Consider the following 23,796-nt stretch of genomic DNA (forward strand, 5'->3'; position numbering starts at 1 on the left):
TCAGCCGCCGGGCGCCAACAGGTCGCGCAGCTCCGCGAGGACGTCGGACTCGTCCGTGCCGTCCAGAGCGGTGAGGGCCGCGCGCCAGGCGTCGTACGCCTCGTCGGTGCGCCCCTGCCCGCGCAGGAGCAGACCGAGTTGGTGGCGGGCGAGACCGCCGCTGTAGCGGTCGGCGCGGGCGTCGGCGCGGCGCAGGAGTTCGGCGCACTCGTGATGGGCGCGGTCGGTCCGGCCGAGGGCGCGCAGCGCGCGGACCAGACCGAGCCGGGTCTGGGACTCGCCGTGCCAGTCGCCGTGGCCGCCGAGGATGCGCAGGCTCTCCCCGAAGTGCGCGGCGGCGGCCGCCGGTTCACCGAGGCGGAGCTGGGCGTAGCCGATGTTGCAGTGCGCCGAGTGCTGCAGGATCACGGCGCCGATCGCGTCCCCGATCGCGAGGGAGCGCCGGTGCTGCTCGATGGCGGCGCGCGGGTCGGTGTGCTCGTAGAGGTTGCCGAGATGGCTGTGGGTGACGGCCTCGCCGTAGGGGTCGTTCAGCTGCCGGGAGTAGTCCAGGCTCTGCCGCAGCGCCTCGCCCGACTCGTCGTACCGGCCGAGCCCCTCCAGCAGCAGCCCCCGGTTGTTCAGGCCGCGCCGGATCCAGGACACCATGCCCAGCCGTCGCCACAGGGCCAGTGCCCCGTCGGTCAGGGCGAGGGCCTCCCGCTGGCGGCCGGTGAGGAAGCGCAGGCCGGCGAGGTCGCCCAGGGCGTAGGCCTCGGCGGGCTCGTCACCGAGACGCCGGGCGACGGCCAGGGCGGCGGTGCCGAGCACCTCCATCTCGGCGACCCGGCCGCTGCGCAGGACGTAGGGGTAGAGCAGCCGGACGAGCGTGGAGAGACAGGCGCTGATCCGCGCGTCGGCACTGTCGGCGTACCGCTCCACCAGGGCGACGATGTTCTCCAGCTCCATGTCGCCCCAGGCGAAGGCGTGCTCGGCACACTCGAAGGGCGGCAGGGCGGCGGCGTACGGCTGGTGCTCGGGTGGCTGCGCGGTGGTGGGCCGGCGGCGGTCGGCCTGGTCGCGCCCTGGTTCGAGGATCGCGAGGAGGGCGTGATCGGCGACGGCGGCGAACCAGCGCAGGGCGGCGAGCGCGGCCTCGGTGCGGTCGGTACGGTCGGTGCCGTCGGCCCCCTCGGCCAGCTCGCGGGCGAAGTCCCGTACCAGGTCGTGCGGGGTGTAGCGGCCGTACGCGGTCTCCTCCAGCAGGGCGACGTCGACCAGGCGGTCCAGGGCGGCCTCGGCGCGGCGCTCGTCGGTGCCGGTGAGCCGGGCGATCAGAGGGGCGCCATAGGTGGGCAGGTCGAGGGCGCCGAGGTGGCGCAGGACGAGGGCGGCGTCGCGGTCGGGGGCGCGGTCGGAGCCGGCGAGGGCGTCATGGGCCACGGCGAGGGAGCGCCGGACGCTGAGGTCGTCGTATTCGAGGTGGTGCAACCTGTCCTCGGTGGCGGCCAGTTGACCGGCCAGCACCTCGGGGGTGAGCGCGCGGCGCGCGGCCAGCCGGGCGGCCACGACGCGCAGGGCGAGCGGGAGCCGTCCGGTGAGGCCGACGAGCGGGTGACCGGCGTCGATCTCCGCACGCCCGCTGACCGCACGCAGCAGCGCCGCGCTGTCCTCACCGGTCAGCGGCCCGAGCGGGAAGCGGCGGGCACCGTCGAGCGCGGCGAGCGGCGAACGGCTGGTGACGATCACCGCGCACCCGGGGCCGCCGGGGAGCAGCGGCCGCACCTGGGCGGCGTTCGCGGCGTCGTCGAGGAGCAGCAGGGTGCGGGTCGGCGCGAGCAGGGAGCGCAGCAACGCGGCGGCCGCGTCCGGGTGTTCGGGGATGTGCCGGGGGTCGGCGCCGAGGTCCCGCAGCAGCGCGGCGAGCGCCTGGCCGGGGGCGAGCGGGGGCATGCCGGGGGTGGCGCCGTGCAGGTTGACGTAGAGCTGGCCGTCGGGGAAACGTTCCCGCAGCTGATGCGCCACGTGCAGCGCGAGCGCGCTCTTGCCTACGCCCGCCATCCCGCTGAGGACGACGAGGGCGGGGGCGGCCGTGGCCTCGACTTCGCCTTCGGCCCTTACGTTCCCGTCGGCGGCTGCGGGCGGACAGGTGAGGGCGCGGGTCAGTTCTGCGCGGGTGGCGGTGCGCCCCGTGAAGTGGGCTGGAGGAGGGGGAAGTTGGGCGGGGCGGAGAAAGAGGGAGTCGTCGCGCCCAGAACCTGGGTCAAGGGGCTGGTCGGGATCAGCGCCCTCGGCTTTCTGCCGACGGTCGGGTGACGCGCCCCTCAGGGGCGCGGGGAACTGCGCGACCTGCCCCCACGCACCCGCATCCGCCCCACGACCCGAGGCACCCTCTCCCGGCACGCCCTCGTCCGACGCACCCTCGGGCGCGAGCGCCTCCCCCACCGCGCCGCTCCCCCGCAGCACCTCCACATGGGCGCGGCGCACCGCCGGGCCGGGCTCGACGCCGAGTTCCTCTCGCAGGCGGTTGCGCAGGTCACGGTGGACGGCGAGGGCCTCTGCCTGCCGGCCGCCGCGGTGGAGGGCGAGCATCAGCTGGCGGTGATAGGCCTCGCGGAGCGGGTACTCCGCGACGAGCGCGGCCAACTCCGGTACAACGCCGCCCAGCCGGGGTCCGCCGAGGGCGAGCTCCGCGTCGTAGCGCCACTCCAGGAGCAGCAGCCGGGCCTCCTCCAGGCGCTGCACGAATGCGAAGCCGCCGAGTTCGGCGGGGAGACCGCCGAGCGGGCTGCCACGCCAGAGCGCGAGCGCGTCGCCGCAGGCGCGCAGCACCGGCGCCCACTCCCGCCGCCCGTGCGCCGCGCGCGCCTGGGCCACCCGGGCGTCGAACACGTCGACGTCCAGCTCCCCTTCGTCGACACGGAGCAGGTACCCGGGCGGTACGGCCCGCAGCCGCTCCGGGGCGTCGAGGAGCCGGCGCAGCCGAGTGACGTGGTTGTGCAACGAGGCGCGCGCCGACACCGGGGGCGCCCCGCCCCACAGTGCCTCCGTCAGTGACTCGACGGAGACGACCCGCCCGGCCTCCAGGAGCAGCGCGGCGAGCAGTGCCCGCACCTTGGGGCTGCCGATGGGGCGCACGTCGGCAGCCTCGTAGAGAACCGGAGGTCCCAGCAGTCCGAACCGCAGCTCGTACCGCCGCATCACTCCACCCCTCGCCTCCCCGCACGGCGGAGGTGCCCGCCGGCCCTGGATCCTGGGTCCTGGCGGAATCGCATCCCGTAGGGGATGAGTTCCCGCCACCTTCTCGGTGCCGGTCGGAGCCGGAATCCGCTGGGTTTCCGGCCTGTTCCCGGAGTCGTACGACGGCTTCGCGCCAACCGGTTCGCGACCTCCAGGAGAACCGCTGGCCACATGTTAGCGATCCGTTGGCGAGCCCTGATGTGATCTTCGTATCGGACCGGGTCCGACGGCGCACGCGTGGATCGCGTGACTCGGGGGAGTGCCGCCGCAGGCCTGGGTCCGGGGACGCGAGAGGGTTCCGGTCGTCGGAGGTGAACGACCGGGGCCCTCGTCCCGTCTCCCGAGCGGATCACACGCTCCCCCGCCCCTCAGACGACGGGCGGACGCCCGAGCCGCGTGAGCCGCCAGACCGTGCGCCAGCGCATCGGGCGGCGCTCCCCGGCCGGCTCGCGAAACCCCTCGGCGAAGCCCGCGAACCAGGCCCGCAGGCCGCCCGTCGAACGGGTGCGCAGGAGCGTGATGAGTATCCAGACGCCGAGGTGGACCGGGATGAGCGGCAGGGGCAGCCGACGACGGGTCAGCCAGACGCGGTTGCGGGCGGTGACCCGGAAGTAGACGGCGTGCCGGGCGGGCGAGGTGCGGGGGTGCTGGAGCAGCAGTTCGGGCGCGTAGAGGATCCGCCAGCCGGCGTCGGCGGCCCGCCAGGCGAGGTCGGTCTCCTCGTGCGCGAAGAAGAACTCGGCGGGCCAGTCACCGGTCTCGGCGAGCATGGCCATCCGCAGGGCGTGCCCGCCACCGAGGAACCCGGTGACGTACCCCCCGCGCATGGGGTCGGCGTTGCCGACGCGCGGCACGTGCCGCCGCTGGGTCACGCCGCGCTCGTCCGCGATACGGAAGCCGACGATGCCGAGGCGGGGGTCGGCGGCGAACAGATCCCGTACCTGCCGGAACACCTCGACGTCGACGAGCAGGCCGTCGTCGTCCAGTTCGACGACGACGTCCACGTCGCCGAACGCGCGCAGGGCGGCCAGGGCGACGTTGCGGCCGCCGGGGCAGCCGAGGTTGTCCTCGAGGTCGACGGTGGTGACCTCGCCGGGCAGGTCGAGACGGCGGGCGAACTCGGGCAGCCGACAGCCGTTGCCGACGATCACGATCCGGGCGGGGGCGAGGTCCTGCTTGGCGACGGACCTGAGCAGGGCGTCGACCTCGTCGGGACGGTTCCCCATGGTCACCACGGCGACCCCCAGCCTCGGCTCCGCCACGCCCCTCACCCCATCCGGCCGACGGCGGTGCTCGCGTCCTGACCGAGCGACACTCGCCGTTCACCACGATGTTGCCTCAGGTGTGGCCGTAGTCCTGGCTTCGGTTTAGTTTGCAGGCCTTTTACGGTGTTTTTCCCTGGGCGGGACGAACCCCGGCTCCAGCGCCCCGCCGGGACGGCCCGTCACCGATGCGGCGAACGAACGCCCCGCGACCAGAGACGAACGAGAAAACCCCAGACCGGAGAAGTTCCGACCTGGGGTTCCGATGGAGCCGCTTTCGGGATTCGAACCCGAGACCTACGCATTACGAGAGCATGCATGATCGTCTCGGGTGGTGCTGGTCTATGCCATGGGCTCTCATTTCCCCTGTTCAGAAGCGTGTGGCCGAGATGTGCGTGCCACCCGGTCCATCCCGTGCCACCCCATCCGCTCACGCAGCGCTCACGCAGATCCTTGTGGCGCGCTGCAAGCTGAGGTGCCTGTGGTGGGACGGAGGCCCGTCCCACCACAGGGCATCTCTCATGCGGTGAACGTCACGTGGCGCCAGACGTCCGTCTGCTCGAAGGTGACATTGGTACCCAGGGCCTCGAAGTGTTTGCGCCCACACTTGATCTTTCCCAGCTCTTCCGGTCGGAGAAGGCTCTCCTGCTGGGTGCCCTTGGTCTCTATCACCAGGTAGAGGCGTTGCTCACCGTCGGGAAGGCGACGCACGATAGCCCAGTCCGGATTGTATGTGCCGAGCGGAGTGGGGACTTTGAACCAGGACGGGAGCTTGGCGTACACCTCGACGTCGCTCGCCGACTCCAGATCCTCGACGAACTTCCGCTCGGTCTCGGAGTCGTAGCGAACTTCCTCGTAGACACTCTTCGCCGCAGGGGTCAGGTTCTTGCCGAGATAGCCGTGCAGCTCCTCGGTAAGGAAGAGCTCCTGGGCGTAGACGTCGCTCTCCCCAAGCTTGACGTACTTGATCCCGTCGACAAGCGCCGCACGCCGAGCCTCCGTGATCTTCTCGGCGGCGAGGGACACAAACTCCTGCGGGTTGCGCTGGAAATCCCGGAAGCGGCCACTCTCAGAAAGGATCCGATGGATGGTGCGTCGGGTCAGCTTGGTCTGCTCAGCCAGTTCGCCGAGGATATCTGGCAGCGGGATGTCTCCCTGGTCGACCAGCTGCGGGGCCGAGGTCGCCGCAGCGCCGGTTTCGATGCCACGCTCGCTTATGGCCAAGGTCGTTGATGTCCACACCATGCGAGCAGGCAGAATCTGACGGGCCTCCTTTAGAGCCCCCGCTGCGTCCGCGATCAGCTTCTCCGTGTCGAAGTCCACCCGGTAGGTGGTCCTCTGCTTGATGCGGTTCCACAGTTCGTGGAACTGCGGGTTCTCGAAGACCTGCTTACGGACCTTGACCGTGCGTCGTTCATCCCGGTCGTTGATTGTGACGCCCTTGGCGCGCTGCTGGAGCCGTTCCACCACTGCAGTCTCCAGGCCGACGAACTCTTCAGGCAGCGTGAACGTGTCTTCTGCGAGAGCCTGTTGGAGCAGCTGCGCGTCGATCTTGCCGTTGCTCTGGATGTAGCCGGCCTCCTGCAAAGCAGCGAAGAGCCGCTGCGAGCCCTCGCTGCCCAGGCGCTTTCCTTCACCGTCGGGAAGGAGGAGGCTGGAGAACTGATGCGGCTCGATTCGACCGAAACTGACCTTGGCGTCCTGCTCGTACTCGGTCTGTAGAGAGGTGGCGAACTGCTCCAGGCTCTCAGTCGCAACGACCGTAAGGGTGTTTACGTCGAAGCCGTGGAGCCGCTGACCCTCCTGATTCACAGCGAGACGTAGACCACGACCGATGGTCTGCCGACGCTGCCGCTCGGTGCCCATCTCACGCAGGCTGCAAATCTGGAAGACGTTCGGATTGTCCCAGCCCTCTCGAAGTGCCGAGTGGGAAAAGATGAACTTCACCGGCTCGTCAAGGCTGAGCAGGCGCTCCTTGTCGCGCATGATCAGGTCATACGCGCGCTCGGCGTCCGCACCGTCCTGGGCCGCTCCCTCCTTGATGTCCTTGGGCTTGCCCTTGGCATCGCGAGCGAAATAGCCCTCGTGGACGGCGCTCGGCTCGGAGTCGAGATCCACCCCGCCGAAGAGGGTCGAGTAGCGGGGGTTGCGCTGGAGCCGCGCATACTCCTCTTCGAAGATCTTCGCGTACTCGCCCGGGACCGGAACGCCATCCGAATCCTCGGCGCGGTAGCGGTCCACCCGGTCGATGAAGAACAAGCTCAGCACCTTGATGTCCCTGGAGCGAAGCTCCAGTTCCCGATCAAGGTGCACCCGGATGGTCTTGTTGATCAGATGCCGTGCCCGCTCGAGCACCGGGATATCGCCGTAAGCCTCGCCTTCCCTGAGGTACTCGTCGATTCCGCCGCCATGGATCTGGATGAACCCCGGCTCACTCCTGCCACGGTTCTTCGTGACGTCGCCGACCAACAGGCCCTCGTAAACACGGTTGTCGGTGATCGCCCCAAGGTCACTTCCGGGGTTGACTCTCTGTGTCTGGCGCACGACGCGCCCGGACCTCATCACGTCGACTTCCACGGTCGCCGTGTAGTCGTCCTTGCGCGTACTGACCTTCTCAAGGCGGATGTAGGGTCGGCCGTGCGCGTGCTCCACGGTACCGCCGGCCACCTCGATCTGCTTGACCAATCCCGCCTGGTAGGCGTCAATGGCGTCCAACTTGTAGACCATGTTGAACACGTCGACATGCGTCGCCGAGTAGCGCAGGCTGAACAGCGGGGCCATCGTGCGCAGCGCCTGCCGACCCCGGCCCTGGGGACCGCCGTCCACGCTCTGCGGCTCGTCCACGATGAGGATCGGCCGCACCTGCTTGATCAGTTCGATCGGCGCCTCGCCACCGGTCCGCTCACTGGGCTGATAGATCTTCGCGGTCGCCTGCTTGTTGATCGCGGCGGCCGTCACGATCATCAGCTCGATGCTGGAGCTATAAGCGAAGTTCCTCACCTGGCCCAGCTGCGCCGAGTCGTAGGGGAAGTAGTGCAGTGGGGTGCCGTCGTAGAGGGCCTTGAAGTGGTCCTCCATGATCTGCAGCGACTTGTAGACGCCCTCCCTGATCGCCACGGACGGCACGACAACGATGAACTTCGTGAAGCCGTAACGCTTGTTCAGCTCGTAGACCGTGCGCAGGTAGACATACGTCTTGCCGGTGCCGGTCTCCATCTCGATCGTGAAGTTCAGGTCGCGCTCGTCCGCCAGATCAGACAGCGGGGAGAGCGGCAGACCGTTACGCTCCTGGACCTCGTTCAGGTTCGCGTGCACCTGATCAGGAAGAATTCGCAGCCGGTTCCCGACGCCGGCCGCGGGCGTGAACAGGTCGTCGTTGTCTCCGCTGACAGTGAACAGGCTGTGTCCGCTCTCCTGTCCGTGGAATAGATCGCACACCGCATCCACGGCCGCCTTCTGATGCGGCAGCTCGGAATCGAAATGAAGCTTGGGCCTTTTCATCTTGACGTCCCCTCGGCTCACAGGCTCTTCACGACGAAGGGGGACTCGTGCTGTTCGAGGATCGCCACGAGGTTCGCCTTGGCAATGTCGTCGTCGAAGGCTGCGTCCTTAAGGAAGACAGTCACGTCCGCCTCAGGTTGCAGCTCGTCACGCCAAGAAATGATGCCCTTGGCAATCTCCTCTGAATTACCTGTATTAATTGAACCGGCGGGGGGAAGGCAAGCGAAGAGCAGGCCCCCGCCAGTCGCGAATACCTGGGCGCCGGCAAACACGCGCGATTCCACGGACGAAGCGAGATCGAGTCCTTGACTCAGCAGCAGCTCGAAAAGCACGTCCCATTCCGCACGGTCTTCACGGATGTTATCGATCTGCTCGAACGCTTGCTGCTCAAAATCTTGCCGGGAGGTATCCCAACGAACAATATTTCCTGCACCCAGCGAGAATGACCGAAAACCGGTGTCCGCCGTACTCGAAGTGCTGGCGGCCGCTTGAGAGGACGACCGCAAACGAGCACGCGTGATATCCGCAATCGTGGGGAAGTCACCGAAACCCGTCGGCTCCGGAAGCTGGGCAAGAATAAAGCGGCGGTCTCCGGCACCCTCAGAGTTGGACTTCAGTACCGCCTCACCCGTCGATCCAGATCCCGCAAAGAAATCCATGACAATATCTCCGGGATTGCTACCGATGCGGATCAGTAGACGCAGGAGATCCACAGGCTTGGGCGTATCAAAGATGGACTTTCTCCCAAATAGCACCTCCAATTCTCGGGCAGCATGCTGATTAAATGGCATGTCCGGGAGGATCGAAGGGGTTGTCATGCCATCTTTAGCCTCAGAGCGATACAGTTTCCGCATAGGGGTGGTGGCTGTGCCATTAACACCCCAATAAAGTCGCCCATCAGCCTGCAGTCGCTCCATTTCTTCCTGCGAATGGCGCCAACAAGTGCCTTCGCGAGGGTAGACCACCTCTCCCGTATGCGGGTTAGTTAGGCCATAGTGGAGTGAAGCAACGTCGCGCCCCCCTTTGGCGTTAGCCGTCGTGTCAATTTTACGGAAGGCGCCTCGCGGATCCGGGCCACCCGGCTCACGAAAAACCTGGTACTGCGCATCTGCCTTGGCCGTGCGCGGCATGAGATTGAAACGCTCTTCGGCTAGTGTTCGTGTTGAATTAGGCGCCAACGCCTTCCCATACACCAGGATATGATCGTGCACGGAGCCAACAGTTCGATCGTTGGGGGCCCCATCACGCTTCCGCCAGATCAGGTCGATGACAAAGCAATCACCACCGAAGATCTCATCGCACATAAGGCGAAGGTTGGCCACCTCGGTGGAATCGATAAAGATGAAAATTGCGCCGTCTTCGCTTAGGAGCTGTCGAGCGAGGAAGAGGCGGGGATACATCATGTCCAGCCAGGCGCTGTGGTAACGCCCAGAGGTCTCGGAGTTGCTGCTCAGCCGTGTTCCATCTGCGCCAGTCTGGCCTGTGAGCTCAAGGTAGTTCTGGACGCTGTCCTGGAAGCTATCCGGGTAGATGAAATCCTTGCCGGTGTTGTATGGCGGGTCAATGACGATGAGCTTGACCTGGTTTGCATAGCTCTTTTGCAGGAGCTTCAGGACCTCAAGATTATCGCCCTCGATCATGACATTCTGGGTGCTGTCCCAGCTCAACGATTCATCCGGGCGCGGCAAGAGGGTCGCTGTGCTCGGCTTGAGGGCAATGCGGCGGGCATTGCGCTTGCCGAACCAGGTCAGCCCGAACTTCTCGTCGCCGTCATCGGCGGCGTCGCCAAGCAGCTCGCGCAGCGCTTCAAAGTCAACCTTGCCCTCTGTGAAGGCAGACGGGAAGATCTTCCGGAGCTGTTCGAGGTTCTCCGCCACGAGGTCCTTGGAGTGGGTCTCCGGGTCCCCCGGCTCAACCGTGTGCATCGTCACCCTGATCGTCCCCTGCTTCACTACGGCACCGTCCGGCTCACCCGGTGCCCTCTTCTTGACCGTGCTCTTCGTACCTGCTGCGTTACTACGCCAGACGCAACTTATCGTGCGCCGCTGACAAAGCGATCCTCTTCACCTTGATCTGATCCTGTAGCTCGATCCTGCGAGGGATCTGCTTCTCTTTCTTGATCTGGGCGACCAGCTTGTTGATCTCTGCCTCGAGTCGGCTGCTCTCCGTCAGGGCAGTCAGCTGGGTCTGTGACGCATCCAAGGTGCCCGCGAGCGCAAACTCTCCGATCGTCGCAGCGACACGCAAGGCAACCGTGGAGGCCAGCCAACCCTCGTAGACCGTGCTGAGGTCGCTGCGCGGTTGTCGGTCGAGCGGCAGCGCGCTCAGGAAAGCATCGCCCACCGGCGCGGGGACGTCTCCGACGGAAGCGGTCACAGGCGGACTGTCCAATGCGACCTCATCGTTCCGCGCGTGTGACATGCGCTTGAGGGCAACCGAGACACGGGGCCCGGACTCCTGTTCGCTAACGAGCAGGATCGGGTATGGCACGGCTCGATGGAGGAGTTCTTCCAGGCGAGTGAGCTTGGTTCCGGTCCGGGCCCGCAGAGTCATGACGTGGAGTTCGGGAATGCGCCGACTGCCGTCCGGGGCCGTGTAGGCAGGGATTCCCACGGCATCAGGGCGTATCGCGGCGGCCCAGCGCAGGGTGTCGATGCCATCCTGCAGCAACCGCCGATCAGCGGCGCTGAAGTCGGAGTGCGCCTGCAACTGAGTCTTGGGCACCCGGACATCCACGGCGCAGTCGGCAGGCAGCCGAAGCGCGTCGACCACGTCGTCCGGAGTCATCGCTGGGCTTCTTGGTCGTCGTGTGTAGCGCGTCCGACAGGTTCGGCGTCGACCTGGGGCAAAACGGCGAGAAAGGCGAGTACTTCGAAGTCATTGGTCCCGGCGAAGCCTCCTGCCGCGGCGGCCTGGGTGCCATCCAGGCTGAACAGGCTAGCGACCGCGCGCTCTTCCTCCTTGCCAGTGATGGAGCGTACAGCGGCGGCAAGGGCCTTGCGGGCTGCCCCCATGTCGGCGCCGCGCCGGGTCCGGGCGTCGAACAGCGCGGTGAGCCCCGGGTCAACCCGGCCCTGCTCGGCACTGACCCTGCGCACCCGGTCGAGGATGCGCTTGGTCTGGGTATGGCTGAGCTGCACCACCCCCTCCTCCCCGACGTGGATGAGGTAGTGAGGGGCAAGTGGGTCGCCGGCCTGCACGGCCCGATCGGCCGCCTGGCCTTCGGCACGTAGGCAGAAGATCAGTCCGGGTGGGACGTCGCCATCGGTGTCCGCGACCGCGTGAACTCCGAGTGGCTCCGCATCCAGCTCGCCGGGGTGTCGCTTGGCGTAATCGGCGAGGTCGATGCGCAGATCGGTGAGGGTGAGGTCAGCGATGGACACGCCGGTCGACAGGTCCTCAAGGTCGAGGACGGAGTCCTGGAGCTTGAGGAGTTGTGCGCGCCGGTATTCGAGATCGTTCATCGGGTCGCCGGCGCTGGTCTCGATGACGTTCTCTTCGCCGGTGGCGGAGATGTCGAGGAGCACCATGCGGCCCGTGACTCGCTGCTCGAGGCCGATGTATTCCTCCAGGTCCATCTGCGGCCAGAAGTTGACGAGCTGGATCCGAGTGCTGCGCGAACCGAGGCGGTCGATGCGGCCGAAGCGCTGAATGATGCGCACCGGGTTCCAGTGGATGTCGTAGTTCGCGAGCCAGTCGCAGTCCTGCAGGTTCTGGCCCTCGGAGATACAGTCCGTGGCAATGAGCAGGTCGAGCTCGCCTTCTCCAGCCAGGTCGTCCGGGCGTTGCTTCGAGCGTGGGGAGAACGCAGAAAGAATGGCGGGAAGATCGCGGCGCAGCTTGAGCGTGGTGCGGTTGTTCCCGGATCCTGTCACCAAGCCAGCCTCGACGCCGAGTTCGACCCGCGCCCATTCGGCGAGCTCTTCATACAGATAGGCGGCGGTGTCCGCGAAAGCAGTGAAGACGATGGCCTTGCGATTGCCCGGGTTGACGGGGTTGCGAACCTTATCCGCGATTAGCCGCTTAAGGTGGCTTAGTTTCGCGTCACGCTCCGGTATCACCTGCTTGGCCCGGTACAGCATCGCGGAGAGGCGCTCATGGTCCTCTAGGAGGTCCTGGCGCCAGCGGATCAGATCCATGTCCGCGATGAGAACCCTGATCTTGCCACCACCGATCGCCAGCTCGTCCGAGCGCAGGTCGTCGCGCTCCTCCTCGTCGAGAGAGTCGGGGCGGTAGTAGGTCTCGTGGCGGTCGATCGCACCCAGGTGCGCGTCGATGCGCTCCAGCTGCCGGCTCACCGTCAACCGGAAGGAGTGGACGGAACTCTCCAGCCGCTTGAGGATGTTCACCCTCATCAGGTTGACCAGGCTCTGCTCTCGGTCGGCCTGCTGGAAACTACCCTTGCCGCTCTTCAGGCGGGTGGCGTACTTGTCGGCGTACTCAGCCCGCTTGTCCGGTCGCAGGTAGTGCATGGGCGAGTAAGCGGCCAGATTGAGCTTGCGGATCTGGTCGTTGAGTTCTCCGATGGCGCCGAAGTCGCCCTGTGTGTCGATATCCGACTTCACGTTGAGCGGCGCGAGGCGCTGGGGGAAGGATCCAGTCTCGGCAGTGCCGTAGTACTTCTCGATGTGCTTGCGCGAGCGGGCGATGGTCAGCATGTCGAGCAGCGTGAAATAGTCGAAACCCAGCATGTCCACGAGCAGGGCTGGGGTACGCCCCTCTGGGCCAAGTTCCTGCCACCGATTGAACTGGCGCTGCGCGACGCGGACGGTCTCGGCGATGCTGGCGATACCGTACGGCGCCAAGGCCGTGTCGTCGTTCTCGGTAGCGAAGGCGATCTGGTTGCGCAGGTCCGCAAGCCGGTTGTTGACCGGGGTGGCCGAGAGCATCAGGATGCGGGTCTTCACGCCCTCCTGAATGATCTGGCGCATCAGGCGGTCATAGCGAGTCTCGCCGTTCTGCTTCGGAGAGTTGGCGTTGCGGAAGTTATGCGACTCATCGATGACCACTAGGTCGTAGTTACCCCAGTTGACGTGCCCGAGGTCGATGTCGCCCGATCTGCCGGACTCACGGGACAGATCGGTGTGGTTGAGCACGTCGTAGTTGAAGCGGTCTGCAGCGAGAATGTTTCGGCGGTCGTTCGCCGTGTACATCGTCCAGTTGTCTCGCAGCCGCTTCGGGCAGAGCACTAGTACCCGGTCATTGCGCAGCTCGTGGTACTTGATCACGGCGAGCGCCTCGAAGGTTTTCCCCAGGCCGACGCTGTCCGCGATGATGCAGCCGCCGTAGCGATTCAGCTTGTCGATCGCACCGATGACGCCGTCCCGCTGGAACTTGTACAGCTTTCCCCACACCACGGTGTCGTGGATGCCGGTCTTCGCATCGATGACCGTGTCCTCGTCCAGCTCCCCGCCAGCAGCGCTAAACAGATGGTGGAGCATGAGGTGGTAAATGCGCTCCGGGTCGCGATAGCGCCCGAGGGCACGCATCTGCTCCAGGAGCGGGCCTGCTTCAAGAGAAGCGGGCGTGCTCTCCCACATCGCCTCGAAGAGTGCAGGAGCGAGAGCGGCCGCCTCGCTCTCGTTGTCGGAGCGCAGGATCGACGTGTACGGATTACCAGGGGCCAGGCCGAGGCCGGCACGATCGAAGCCGAAAGAGCCCTGGGCTAGCGAAATCACTTCCCCCGAGGCCGCTCGGGCAACCAGAACACCCTGGGGAATAGCATGAAACGCCGCATGTCGCACCTCGGCCCGCCGAGCCAGCCACTCGGCGCACGACGCGGCAAGGTAGCGGCTCGACAGGCGGTTGCGGGCAGCGCGATCATGCTCGCCGCCCAGTAGGTGCAGATCGGCGCCTACACTCGGTAGCAGAAGTCGAGCCTGTTCCAGCTTGGCCAGCTCGTCGCGGAGCTCTTCGAACGCGTATACCGAGAAGGTCGACGAGGCGAGGTCCAATGCACCGCCCGGTTGCAGACTCGGCCGCACCGCATCGATCAATCGGTCGCCACCCCGGTTGCTCACGACCTTCAATGCATTCCCCCTCCGGGACACCGGTCCGACAAAACGAACTCGATGGCGCAAAGCCTAGTGCAGGCCGCTGACGCGGTGCCTGTTAAGCCTTGTGACGATCTCCGCGGCTGCCAGCTCCGTCGACATCGGCGCAACCGGCGGGATCTTCGTCCGACGTCGGCTGAGCGATGTGATCGCCATACGGGTGCGGTCGGAGGCCGAGGTGCAGAGCTTGATCCTCGCGCCTTAGGGTGCGGGATGTGCAGCACCCTCTGGTTCTCTTCGACCTCGACAACACCCTCGTGGACCGGCGGGGAACGCTCGCCGGCTGGGCCACAGAGTTCACTGCTCAGCACGGCCTGGAGGACGAAGATCAGGCGAACGTCCTAGACATGGTGGCCGAGCGAGCCTATCCGTCCACTTTTGAGACGATCCGCACCCGCTACCGACTGCCCGTGTCGACTGCGGAGTTGTGGCACACGTACTGCACCGACATCGCGGCCTCGGTGTCGTGCCAGGCCGGGGTCCTCGACGGCTTGGACGAGTTGCGTGCGGCTGGCTGGCGAGTGGGGGTGGCGACGAACGGTGCGGCGGACATCCAGCGCGCCAAGCTGCGGGCCACCGGTATCTCCGAACGCGTGGACGGCGTCTTCGTCTCCGAGGAGGCTGACGCGCGCAAGCCGCAGACCCGGCACTTCGCCCTGGCGGCGGCCCGCTGCGGCACCGTGCTGGGCGACGGTGGCTGGATGGTCGGGGACAACCCGGTCAACGACATCGGCGGCGGACGCTCCGCAGGACTGCGCACCATTTGGATCGGCAACGGCCGTTCCTGGCCGCCGGACGATCCCAGGCCGGACCACGTGGTGCCGCATGCACGCGCCGCCATCGACCTGCTGCTTTTGCACTCCCTCGACCACACAAGGACCGCGGCATGACGAGCACCATTGGGCTGTTGCACCCCGGCAGTATGGGATCCGCCTTCGGCGCCCAGCTGCGCGCGAGAGGCCACATCGTGCTGTGGTGCCCCGACGGACGCAGCGACACAACCCGCCGCCGGGCCGAGCGCGCGGGCCTCGAAGCTGCGGCGCTGCCCGAGCTTGTCTCCCGCTCCGATGTGCTGCTCTCTCTATGCCCTCCCGCCGCAGCGGAGGAGACCGCCGGCCAGGTAGCCGAGCTCGGCATGTCCGAAGCGGGCACGATCTATGTCGATGCGAACGCCGTCTCGCCGTCGCGCGTGGTGAACATCGCCGACCGCCTGGCCCCGATGCCGGTCATGGATGCCGCGGTGGTCGGATCGCCTCCGGTGGGCGGCAAGTCGCCGACCCTCTACCTTTCCGGCGCCGTCGAGCAGGCCGACCGGATCGCCGAACTTTTCGCCGGCACCGATGTGCGGACCCACATCCTGGGCGACATCATCGGTAAAGCCTCCGCACTCAAGCTCGCGTACTCCAGCTACCAGAAGGTCTCCCGGGTTCTGGCTGCCGTGGCCTACGGGGCGGCGGACACGTACGGGGTGGCGGACGAACTACTGGTGATCGCGGCCAAGCGCACCCGCAGCTACCTTGTGGAGACCGACTACATCCCCAAGACCGCCGCCCGCGCCTGGCGTTGGGGCCCAGAGCTTGAGGATGCGGCGGCCCTTCTCGCCGACGCCGGGCTGCCGGACTCCCTTATGCACGCGGCTGCCGCGACGCTTGCCCGGTGGGACGGGAACAGAGACGAGCGGCTGGATATCGCTGAGGCCCTGGAAGCTCTGCGTCTTGAGCGGGACCCGGACAACCCGAGTTGAGCAGGTCGCATCCGCTGGGGCGCTGACGTCCTGGCGTCAGGAGCGAGGTGGCGTGGTGCGGACGATGTCGTCGATCCTCTGTGCGGTTTCATGGGGTGCCGTGGCGTCCGTGTCCACGCGCAGTTCCCACTGGGCCCGTGGGTGAGCCGCAAGGTCGGCCTGAGTGGCGTCCCAAGCGGCCAGCCGGGCCGCCGTGTCGGTGTCCCCGCGCTGTGGTGAGCGTCGAGCGGTGGTCTCCTTGGAGCACCACAGCAGAACGCGCACCCAGCGCGCCGGGTAAAGAGCGGTTACCTGCTTTATCCCCGCCAGCTGGCCGAGGTGGACGACTGGGGTCTTGCCGCCCTCCATGGCCTGGTCGAGGCTGGGGCGGTCGACGACGTAGATGTTGCCGTACCGGTCGTTGCGGTAGATGACATCGCCGCGTGCCTCCAGGGCGGCCAACTGTTCCGGTGTGCCCATCCGGTAGCCCTGGGTCTTCCCTGTCCCGATCTTCAGCCGGGTGAACGGCACGTACCGCGCGTCGAGTTCGGTGAGCGCCGCCGTGATCGTGTCCTTGCCCGCCGCCGGCGGCCCGTACAGCAGGATGCCTTGCCTCACTGGAACACCGTCCCGAAGACCTGGCGCACCTGGTCCGTGAGCGATATCGCGGAGCCGAGCCGGTTGTCGACAACCAAGTGCGGCACGACGGGCCGCAGCTCAAGATCGATCCCGGCAGCGTACGTGTCCCAGTGCTGGAGTTTCCAGCTGTCGCGGGCGGCGGACCGGAAGCTGATGTACTCGTGCATCGTGTCGAGGTCGCACTGAATCCAGACGACAGCGACGGTGACGCCACGCGCTTCGCAGCGGTTGATCAGGCGCCGCATCCACCGAGGGTCTGTGGTCTCGGCGATGAAGGGCGCGGAGAGGACGGTGCTGATCGCGCAGTCGACGTTCGCGTACGCGGTCTCCAGCAGGCACTGGTACTCCAGCGGGCGGACCTTCTCCCGGTAGAGGTCGGTGTGCCGGTCGTTGGGCTCGCTGCCCATCTCGACGAGGAGGCGCTCGACGAGCGGGCGCGTGATCGGGTCCTTGTCGAGGACGGGCCATCCAGTGAGTTGCGATACGAAGCGGGCGAATTCCGACTTCCCGCTGCCCGCGTAGCCGCCGACCATCATCAGCGTCGGCCGGTTCGGATCACCGCCGGTGTGACGCCGCTTCCAAGCATCGAGGATCCGCTGTTGGACGCCCAGGCCGTCGGCGTCCTCCGCGCTCGGTGCCAGCTGGTGCAACGCCCGTTCCACGGCCAGGACATGGGCGCCGTTCTGCGGTTCGCTCGACGCGGTGAATTTGAGCTTCGTGGCCTCGTCGGGCAAAGCGTTGCGGAAGCCGAGCTCGGGCTCGGTCGCGCGGTACAGCAGGCAGTACGCGCGACGGTAGTGCGGTCCGGGATAGACCTCACCCTGCTCGTGCTGCCACAGAGTCTGAAAGTTGGCGGCTGGCACCGTGAGCCCCGCGGCCCGGGCCACCTCACGCACCTGTTCGCCCGCGCCTTCGAGCGTCAGGCCGTGAGCTTCGCGTTGTTGTCTCAGCTTGTCTGGGCGCCACCCCGGACGACTCTTACCCACCGCGCCTACCGCCTGCCCATGCCTGGTCATGATCCGGAGCCTAAGTCTGCCTGTCATGAACCCGTGTGTAAGCGGATGTTGAAAAGTCAGATCGCCCGGCCATGAGCTGCTGATGAGCAGCTTCAGGAACGGCTTGTGATACTCCGCACAGCTCCGAGCCGCTGTCATGGTCACACCGACGCGGTCGTCCCAGTACCCGCCTCGGTCTCCACTATTCGTCCGAGATCGAAGGGGGCTCCGCGGTGGCTGTCGATGTTGCTGTCCTGCTGCTCCTCGGCATCGTGATCGTCTTCTTGTGCCGCGGAGGTGGGCTCAAAGCGGGTCACGCCGTTGTGTGCTCGGTTTTCGGTCTGTATCTCGCCGGGACCCACACCGTCGGCCCGTTCGTGAAGGACGTCACGGCGTCGGTCGCCGGCTTGCTGTCAGGGCTACGGCTGTGAGCGCGTCGACGGCATCACCGGGCCCTGGCGACCCAGCGTGGCCTCGACCTGGTGACAGTCAAGTCCTCCTTCCTCATCTGTCGGACGCCCGAGAAGGCGTCATCTGGCCGCAGCCCAGCCAGCCGGAGAGTTCGGTTCTGCACGAGATCACCGATCTACCGATGGAGCCTCACCATGCGCTATCCGCCGACGAGCACCTCCATGTCGACGAGTCTGTCCGCGCCCGCCCCACATCCAGTGGGCGACGTACTGCTTGGCCCTTCACCGCAGCGGAGTTCTGCTGTTCCGGCTCCACACCCGACCGCAGTGATACTCGATCTATTCGGCACGCTCGTCGCAGCCCCGACTGTGGTCGAGCGGAGGGCTGCCGCAGCCCAGTTCGCTGCGATCCTGCGCGTATCCCCGGCGGTCGCCGAGTCGGTGCTGTCCGACAGTTGGCAGGCGAGGCACGACGGGCAGATGGCGTCCACCACCGAGGTGGCGGTTCACCTCGTCGCCCGCTGCGACGCCTCTGCGGCCTGTGTGGATGAGTTGGAAGCGCTCCTGGCCCGGCTCGCCCATGTCCGTCTCCAGGCCGATGCCTCTCTCCTCCGGGCGCTGGAGCAGCTTCGGCGCGGTGGCGCCAGACTGGCCGTCCTCAGCGACGCGTCCCCGGACATCGCCGAAGCGTGGAGCGCAAGCGACCTCGCGCCACACTTCGACGCTGTCGTGTTCAGCTGCCGGGCGGGTGCGGTGAAGCCCGACCGTCTGCTCTTCCGCGCGGTCCTCCGAGACCTCGGTGTTGCCCCGCAGCAGGCCCTCTACTGCGGCGATGGCGGCGGTGACGAGCTTGCCGGCGCAGAGCGGGCCGGCATGCGTGCCGTGCGCGTGGAGCGTCGAGGCGGGCCGAGTGGCCTCGCGTTCGGCGAGACCGCTTGGCCCGGCAGGGCGATACCCGACGTGGAAGCTCTCCCCACCTTGCTGGACAGATGGGGGAAGCGATGACCGGCCCGTACGCGTGGGCAGTTGAGAACGGAGTCCTCTGCCGACTCCCCGCTCCGGTCGCCATGTCCTCGGCACGCGACACGACGCTCGTCGAGACACGCTTCTCAGGATTGTGCGGAAGCGACGTCGCGAAGCTCAATCACCCTTGGCAAGGACAGTTGCCGGAACCGTGGTACCCCGGGCACGAGATCGTCGGTGTCGACACGGAGACGGGTGACTGGGTCGCAATCGACCCGCTGGTCTCCTGCCGCTCGTGCCACTACTGCGACCGCGGCCATGTCCACCTCTGCCCACGGCTCCAGCGCATCGGGTGGGATCTTCCCGGAGGTCTCGCCGGCTGCGTACGGGCGCCCCGCGACAACATCGTCCCGCTTCGCCACCTGCACGATGCCGCGCACGGAGTCCTCGCCGATCCGATGGCGGTGGCCCTGCACGGAGTCCGCTGCGGGCTACATGTGCCCATGGGGCGGCTCGGCATCATCGGGGGCGGCGTCCTTGCGGTGTGCACGGCCATCTGCGCGGCAGAGGCGGGGTGGGACGTGCACATGCTGGTCAGGGAGCCCTCACGGTCGCATCAACTGCGCTACGTTCTCGACCGGCACATCATTCTCCACTCTGCCGAGCTGCCGACGTGCGACGCCGTCGTGGACGCCGCGTCTGGTCACAGCGACGCCCCCATACGCCACGCGTTGAAGGCTATTCGTGACGGGGGAACGGTTCTCGTCCAGAACGCCTACGCGCCCCGCGTCGTTCTCTCGGTCCCCCTACGGGATGTCTTCCGTCGCTCGATCACCCTGCGCGGCTCCTTCTCGTACTGCCGCGCGGACGGCCACGACGACTTTCGAGACGCCATCGACGTGATCGCCAAGGGCGGCGACTGGGCCGCCCTCATGACCCGAGACCGATTTCCCCTCGGCGAACTGCCGCAGGGACTGGCGGCCCTGAACGACGAAGCCCGCCATCGCCCCTTCAAGGTCCTGCTCACATCCGACACGTGACGGAAGGAGCCCACGCCATGGCGGTCACAACGCCATTGCTGGCCCACAAGATCAACTCACCGGCCGACATTCCACCCCAGGACGTCCACGACGGGATCACGCGCATCCTCGCCTTACCGGAGGGCCACACGCGCGACGTGATGCTGGGAAGCGTCCTGACGGGACTGCTCCTGCGGGGGCCACGGCTGGAGGAGGTCGAGGCCGCTGTCCAGGCCGCGACCGCCCTGGACCGAAGCGGCTGGGACTTCCATCAGCCGCCGGAAGGCGTGCGGTTCGTCGGCTACACAGGCAGTGGGAAGAAGACCTTCAAGACGATCAACCTCAGTACTGCCGCCGCGCTGGTGGCGGCCACCGGGGGAGCACACGTCGCGAAGCTCGGATCGCGCAGTGCGTCGTCGAAGACCGGGTCCCGCGACTTCATCGACCTCGTGGGCGCGACGAGCGACACGGTGCCGCACCAGGAGATGGTCGACATCACGGCGGAGACCGGCTTCGGGTTCTTCTCCATCGAGAACCGCGTGCCCGAGTTCGACCGTCGCTACGGCGGCAGGTTCCAGGCCGTGCACGCCCTCAGTCTGGCGTTCCCCGCCCTCCTCAGCCCGGTCACCTGCCCCGCCTACGTGTACGGCCTCTCGCACCCCGCGGTCGGCGCTTCCGCCCGGCTGCTCTCCAGACTCGGCCTGCCCGACGTGACGGTCATCAACTCCAGCCTTGGCAAGGCGGTCCAGGTCGACGAACTGATCCCCGGAAGCACCGTGCGGGCCTGCCGCATCAACGCCGGCGACGAGGACCTGACCTTCAATGACGAGGTGCGCAAGGGCGCGTCCTCGATGCCGCAGGACCTGATGTCCGTCACCCAGCACGAGGACCCTCGGGAGAACGTCGCCGCCGCGATACGCGTACTGGCAGGCCATGACACCAGTCAGGCGCGGAACGCGGTCGCTCTCAACGCGGCTTTGCTCATGGTGATGTCCGAGGCGGTGCCCACCGTCCAATCCGGCATCGACAGGGCACTCACCATCATCGACGCCGGCGCGGGTCTGGACACGTTGCAGCAGTTCGTACGCCTCTCCGGCGGTGCCCCGGACAAGCTCCGCTCGCTCCTTCGGCCCGTCTCCCCGACAGCCCTCCTGGTCAGCCCTGGCAACAAGGAGAAGGCCCCATGCTGACGCACGACGAACTCGCGATCGTTCACCTGGTCCTCAACACCGACTGCAACGCCTGGGACCTGGCACCGACCAGCGCCTCACCGGGTGTGTGCCGGTTCTGCTACCGGGAGCGCAACAGGGTCAAGACTGACCCGGACACCGTCCGGAGGGTCATCGACCAGGTCCGCGCCGAGTCCGAAGCCCACCGGGTCGTGTTCACCGGTGGCGACCCCGTGATGCCCTACGACAACCACCTGGAGGTCGCCCTCCGGCACGCGCAGGAAGCCAGCTTCGAAACCAATCTCCACACCAACGGGCTGCTCCTGAGCGACCGTTACGCGGGGGTGCGCGACCACGTGACCCTCTACTCCCTGGCCATCGACGGTCCGGAGGCGGACTCGGCCGACTGGTTCCGCGGGCAGGGCTACTTCGAACGGTTCCGGTCCAACGTCGAGTTCCTCGTCTCCGACCGGCGCCGACTCGCCTTCAACACGTTCACCACGGCCGCGTCCGTGCGGGAGCTGCCGCGCCTCGCGGAGTTCGTCACCAGCATCGCTGACCGCACGGAGGTCGAATACTGGCTGATCTCCCAGTACAGGCCCATCGGCCGTGCCAGCGCGGGCAAGGCGGAGCTCTACGGCTTCGAGCGGGATGACTTCGTCCGGGCCGTGGACGGGGTGCGCGACGCCGTCGCCCCGGTGGAGATCTTCGCCCAGCCCACGCGGGCGCCCGAGGACCCGTACCCGTTCCGCGTCTGGGTCCTCGCCGACGGAACGGTCACCGCGGACCTCGGCAGCGTCGCCGCACCTCGCAACGCCGTGATCGGGGACCTGCTGGCCGACGGCTTCGAGCCGCTGGTCCGCCGGGCCTTCGCCCTACGAGAGCAGCCTCAGTTGGAGGGGATCGCATGAAGTTCGACACCGCGTACTACGAGAGCGTCATCGACCAGCACCAGTACGAGCACCTTGGCCTCGGCACCATCGACTTCGCCCTCGCGGGGATGAGCCCCGGCGACCTGCACACGAAGTGGGTGTGCCACACCGGTGCGCGGGAGTTCGCGGACGCCGTCTCTGGGGGTCGGCCGGCGATCGTCACCACTGGCGTCGGGCTCGGCGGCCCGCCGCACGCCGGCACCCTCTTCCAGCTGCTGCGCGCGGTCAAGCTCCAGCAGTGCGGACTCGACGTGCAGATCGTGCTCGGCGACCTCGACTCCTACAACGCGCGTCGCACACCGCTGGACGCGGTGCGCCGCTTGGCCGACCAGTACGAGGAGTTCGCGCTTGGGCTCGGCTTCGACCCGGGGCGCGGAGTACTGCGTCGGCAGGAGGGTGAGACCGATGTCATGGCCACCGCGTTCCTGCTCTCCCGCCATCTGGACGACGACGACTTCCACTGGGCCGAGGAGGACCTTGCCGGGCTCTACCGCAACCACGGCGTCTTCGACCACCTCAACTACGGCATGAAGCAGGCCACGTTGCTGATGGCCGCTGACTTCGTGCACTTGCTTCGCGAAGGACGGCACGTGCTGGTGTCCCTGGGCGTCGACGAGCACAAGTACGTCGCCCTCGCCCGGCGCGGGGCGGAACGCTGGGGTCTGCCCGCAGACCGGCTGGCCGGCATCTACACCAAGATGATCCCGGGCCTCGGGGGCCTGCCGAAGATGAGTAAGAGCATCCCCGGCTCCGGAATCGACGGCTCCATGCCCGCCGAGGACATCAGGGCCCTGCTGGCGGCGGACACCGACTCGGCACCCTCCGACGACGGGTCGGCCCTGCTCCAGATGTACGCGTGTCTGCCCGAGGTCGGCCAGGCGGAGTACGACCGCGCCTCCGCCGCGCGACGCGCCGGAGACCGGGAGTGGCGTGTGATCCGAGAGGCGCTCGTCGAACGGCTGATCACGCTGTTCTCCTGCTGGCCGAAGTAGCAGACGCCCCTCCGAGGGAGCGCCGAACCCGCGGCCGTAGCAGGCCGTGTGCCCTCTGCCGCACCACACACCCGAGCAAGCAAGGAGTCTGACTGTGCACGCGGACACCACGACCACATCACAGCCCCTGACCGGCCCCGACGCCCCGCAGCCCCCGGCCCTCTCCGAGTCCTCGCAGCCGATAGGCGGCCCCGAGACCTTCTTCATTCGCCGCGGCTATCGCAGCCGGAGCGAGGTCGAGTACTTCCTTGACGAGACGGACGACACCGTCACCTGGCAGCCCGACGTGTACCCCTACGCCGCCGAACGGGCCAAGGAGCTCGGCCGTGACGTCGTGATCGACATCGGCTGCGGGCAGGCGGGCAAGTTGGCCTCGCTCGCCGTCGCGCACCCCGACTGGACTTTCGTCGGCGTGGACTTCGGGGACAACCTGCGCTGGTGCCACGACAACCACCCTTTCGGACAGTGGGTGGAGGCGGACCTCGAATCAGCAGAGCGGCTGCCGCTCGACCCGGACCTCGTTCGCCGGTCGGTGGTGATCTGCTCCGACGTGATCGAGCACCTGGTGGACCCGGCCCCGGCCCTGTCCCTCATCCTGGCCCTGCTGCGGGAGGGCAGCGCCGCTGCCGTCCTGTCGACACCGGCCCGTGAGTGCCGCAGCGGCTACGACACCCCTGGACCGCCGCGCAACCCCAGCCATGTGCGGGAGTGGGCAAGCGACGAGTTCCAGGCGCTGCTGCGGGAATCCGGATTCGAGATCCACTACGCGGGCCTCACCCGAAGCGACGACGCCTCCAACGGTCTGTCCACCCAGCTGCTCCTCGTCGGTGTGGGAGCGACGGAGGTGGGAGAGCAGTGACGGCGGTTCCCCGGTCCAGGGGCCTGCGTGTCGTTCACCTGCCGGCTCGTACCCCGTACG

General features: G+C 67.2%; 17 protein-coding genes. 9 read left to right on the plus strand and 8 right to left on the minus strand.

Going from position 1 to position 23,796, the window contains the following annotated elements; all coding sequences use genetic code 11:
• The 6 genes from ACFY6U_RS44055 to ACFY6U_RS44080 form a co-directional block, all read right to left on the minus strand.
• A complete protein-coding gene (locus ACFY6U_RS44055) occupies positions 1-3,180 on the minus strand; it encodes a BTAD domain-containing putative transcriptional regulator (protein WP_390047611.1) in 3,180 nt (1,059 codons plus the stop codon).
• A gap of 407 nt (positions 3,181-3,587) precedes the next feature.
• Positions 3,588-4,481, minus strand: a complete 894-nt coding sequence (locus ACFY6U_RS44060) for a glycosyltransferase family 2 protein (RefSeq protein WP_390047613.1) — start codon at positions 4,479-4,481, stop codon at positions 3,588-3,590.
• Positions 4,482-5,000: 519 nt separating this feature from the next.
• Positions 5,001-7,982 (minus strand): type III restriction-modification system endonuclease, encoded by a 2,982-nt coding sequence (locus ACFY6U_RS44065; protein ID WP_390047615.1) that lies wholly within the window; start codon positions 7,980-7,982, stop codon positions 5,001-5,003.
• Positions 7,983-7,999: 17 nt separating this feature from the next.
• Positions 8,000-9,859 (minus strand): site-specific DNA-methyltransferase, encoded by a 1,860-nt coding sequence (locus ACFY6U_RS44070; RefSeq protein WP_390047616.1) that lies wholly within the window; start codon positions 9,857-9,859, stop codon positions 8,000-8,002.
• 139 nt (positions 9,860-9,998) lie between these two features.
• Entirely contained in the window at positions 9,999-10,769 is a 771-nt protein-coding gene (locus ACFY6U_RS44075) for a DUF4391 domain-containing protein (RefSeq protein WP_390047618.1), read from the minus strand.
• The gene (locus ACFY6U_RS44080; RefSeq protein WP_390047619.1) at positions 10,766-14,002 is read right to left on the minus strand and encodes a helicase-related protein; all 3,237 of its coding nucleotides are present in this window, start codon (positions 14,000-14,002) and stop codon (positions 10,766-10,768) included. The genes ACFY6U_RS44075 and ACFY6U_RS44080 overlap by 4 nt, the downstream gene beginning before the upstream one ends.
• Before the next feature lie 248 nt (positions 14,003-14,250).
• Between ACFY6U_RS44080 and ACFY6U_RS44085 the strand changes: the two genes are divergently transcribed.
• Entirely contained in the window at positions 14,251-14,925 is a 675-nt protein-coding gene (locus tag ACFY6U_RS44085) for an HAD family hydrolase (RefSeq protein ID WP_390047620.1), read from the plus strand.
• Positions 14,922-15,779, plus strand: coding sequence for a DUF1932 domain-containing protein (locus ACFY6U_RS44090; RefSeq protein WP_390047622.1), 858 nt, complete (start codon positions 14,922-14,924; stop codon positions 15,777-15,779). Before ACFY6U_RS44085 ends, ACFY6U_RS44090 begins: the two co-directional genes overlap by 4 nt.
• A gap of 36 nt (positions 15,780-15,815) precedes the next feature.
• Here ACFY6U_RS44090 and ACFY6U_RS44095 read toward each other — a convergent pair whose 3' ends face one another.
• On the minus strand, positions 15,816-16,376 hold the full coding sequence (locus tag ACFY6U_RS44095; RefSeq protein WP_390047623.1) for a guanylate kinase: 561 nt from the start codon (positions 16,374-16,376) through the stop codon (positions 15,816-15,818).
• On the minus strand, positions 16,373-17,413 hold the full coding sequence (locus tag ACFY6U_RS44100) for an AAA family ATPase (RefSeq protein WP_390047812.1): 1,041 nt from the start codon (positions 17,411-17,413) through the stop codon (positions 16,373-16,375). The genes ACFY6U_RS44095 and ACFY6U_RS44100 overlap by 4 nt, the downstream gene beginning before the upstream one ends.
• A 212-nt stretch (positions 17,414-17,625) precedes the next feature.
• Between ACFY6U_RS44100 and ACFY6U_RS44105 the strand changes: the two genes are divergently transcribed.
• The 7 genes from ACFY6U_RS44105 (at position 17,626) to ACFY6U_RS44135 (ending at position 23,736) form a co-directional block, all read left to right on the plus strand.
• Positions 17,626-17,823 carry a hypothetical protein gene (locus ACFY6U_RS44105; protein ID WP_109916195.1) on the plus strand — a complete coding sequence of 66 codons (198 nt, stop codon included), beginning with the start codon at positions 17,626-17,628 and terminating at the stop codon, positions 17,821-17,823.
• A gap of 306 nt (positions 17,824-18,129) precedes the next feature.
• Entirely contained in the window at positions 18,130-18,807 is a 678-nt protein-coding gene (locus ACFY6U_RS44110) for an HAD family hydrolase (RefSeq protein ID WP_390047625.1), read from the plus strand.
• Positions 18,804-19,805 carry an alcohol dehydrogenase catalytic domain-containing protein gene (locus tag ACFY6U_RS44115; protein ID WP_390047627.1) on the plus strand — a complete coding sequence of 334 codons (1,002 nt, stop codon included), beginning with the start codon at positions 18,804-18,806 and terminating at the stop codon, positions 19,803-19,805. Before ACFY6U_RS44110 ends, ACFY6U_RS44115 begins: the two co-directional genes overlap by 4 nt.
• A gap of 17 nt (positions 19,806-19,822) precedes the next feature.
• Positions 19,823-20,974 (plus strand): hypothetical protein, encoded by a 1,152-nt coding sequence (locus ACFY6U_RS44120; RefSeq protein ID WP_390047629.1) that lies wholly within the window; start codon positions 19,823-19,825, stop codon positions 20,972-20,974.
• Positions 20,968-21,864: a radical SAM protein gene (locus ACFY6U_RS44125; RefSeq protein ID WP_390047631.1), complete on the plus strand. Its 897-nt coding sequence runs from the start codon at positions 20,968-20,970 to the stop codon at positions 21,862-21,864. The genes ACFY6U_RS44120 and ACFY6U_RS44125 overlap by 7 nt, the downstream gene beginning before the upstream one ends.
• Positions 21,861-22,877: a hypothetical protein gene (locus ACFY6U_RS44130; protein WP_390047633.1), complete on the plus strand. Its 1,017-nt coding sequence runs from the start codon at positions 21,861-21,863 to the stop codon at positions 22,875-22,877. Before ACFY6U_RS44125 ends, ACFY6U_RS44130 begins: the two co-directional genes overlap by 4 nt.
• A gap of 94 nt (positions 22,878-22,971) precedes the next feature.
• Positions 22,972-23,736: a class I SAM-dependent methyltransferase gene (locus ACFY6U_RS44135; RefSeq protein WP_390047635.1), complete on the plus strand. Its 765-nt coding sequence runs from the start codon at positions 22,972-22,974 to the stop codon at positions 23,734-23,736.
• Positions 23,737-23,796 lie beyond the last annotated feature (60 nt).

Source organism: Streptomyces sp. NPDC013157 (assembly GCF_042899865.1).
In the GTDB taxonomy this organism is placed as follows: Bacteria; Actinomycetota; Actinomycetes; order Streptomycetales; family Streptomycetaceae; genus Streptomyces.

Excerpts from the sequence above, each read along its gene's own strand:
- ACFY6U_RS44125 (WP_390047631.1), top strand. The coding sequence starts at position 20,968 with ATGCTGACGCACGACGAACTCGCGATCGTTCACCTGGTCCTCAACACC.
- ACFY6U_RS44130 (WP_390047633.1), top strand. The coding sequence starts at position 21,861 with ATGAAGTTCGACACCGCGTACTACGAGAGCGTCATCGACCAGCACCAG.
- ACFY6U_RS44115 (WP_390047627.1), top strand. The coding sequence starts at position 18,804 with ATGACCGGCCCGTACGCGTGGGCAGTTGAGAACGGAGTCCTCTGCCGA.
- ACFY6U_RS44075 (WP_390047618.1), bottom strand. The coding sequence starts at position 10,769 with ATGACTCCGGACGACGTGGTCGACGCGCTTCGGCTGCCTGCCGACTGC.
- ACFY6U_RS44120 (WP_390047629.1), top strand. The coding sequence starts at position 19,823 with ATGGCGGTCACAACGCCATTGCTGGCCCACAAGATCAACTCACCGGCC.
- ACFY6U_RS44100 (WP_390047812.1), bottom strand. The coding sequence starts at position 17,413 with ATGACCAGGCATGGGCAGGCGGTAGGCGCGGTGGGTAAGAGTCGTCCG.
- ACFY6U_RS44065 (WP_390047615.1), bottom strand. The coding sequence starts at position 7,982 with ATGAAAAGGCCCAAGCTTCATTTCGATTCCGAGCTGCCGCATCAGAAG.
- ACFY6U_RS44055 (WP_390047611.1), bottom strand. The coding sequence starts at position 3,180 with ATGCGGCGGTACGAGCTGCGGTTCGGACTGCTGGGACCTCCGGTTCTC.
- ACFY6U_RS44090 (WP_390047622.1), top strand. The coding sequence starts at position 14,922 with ATGACGAGCACCATTGGGCTGTTGCACCCCGGCAGTATGGGATCCGCC.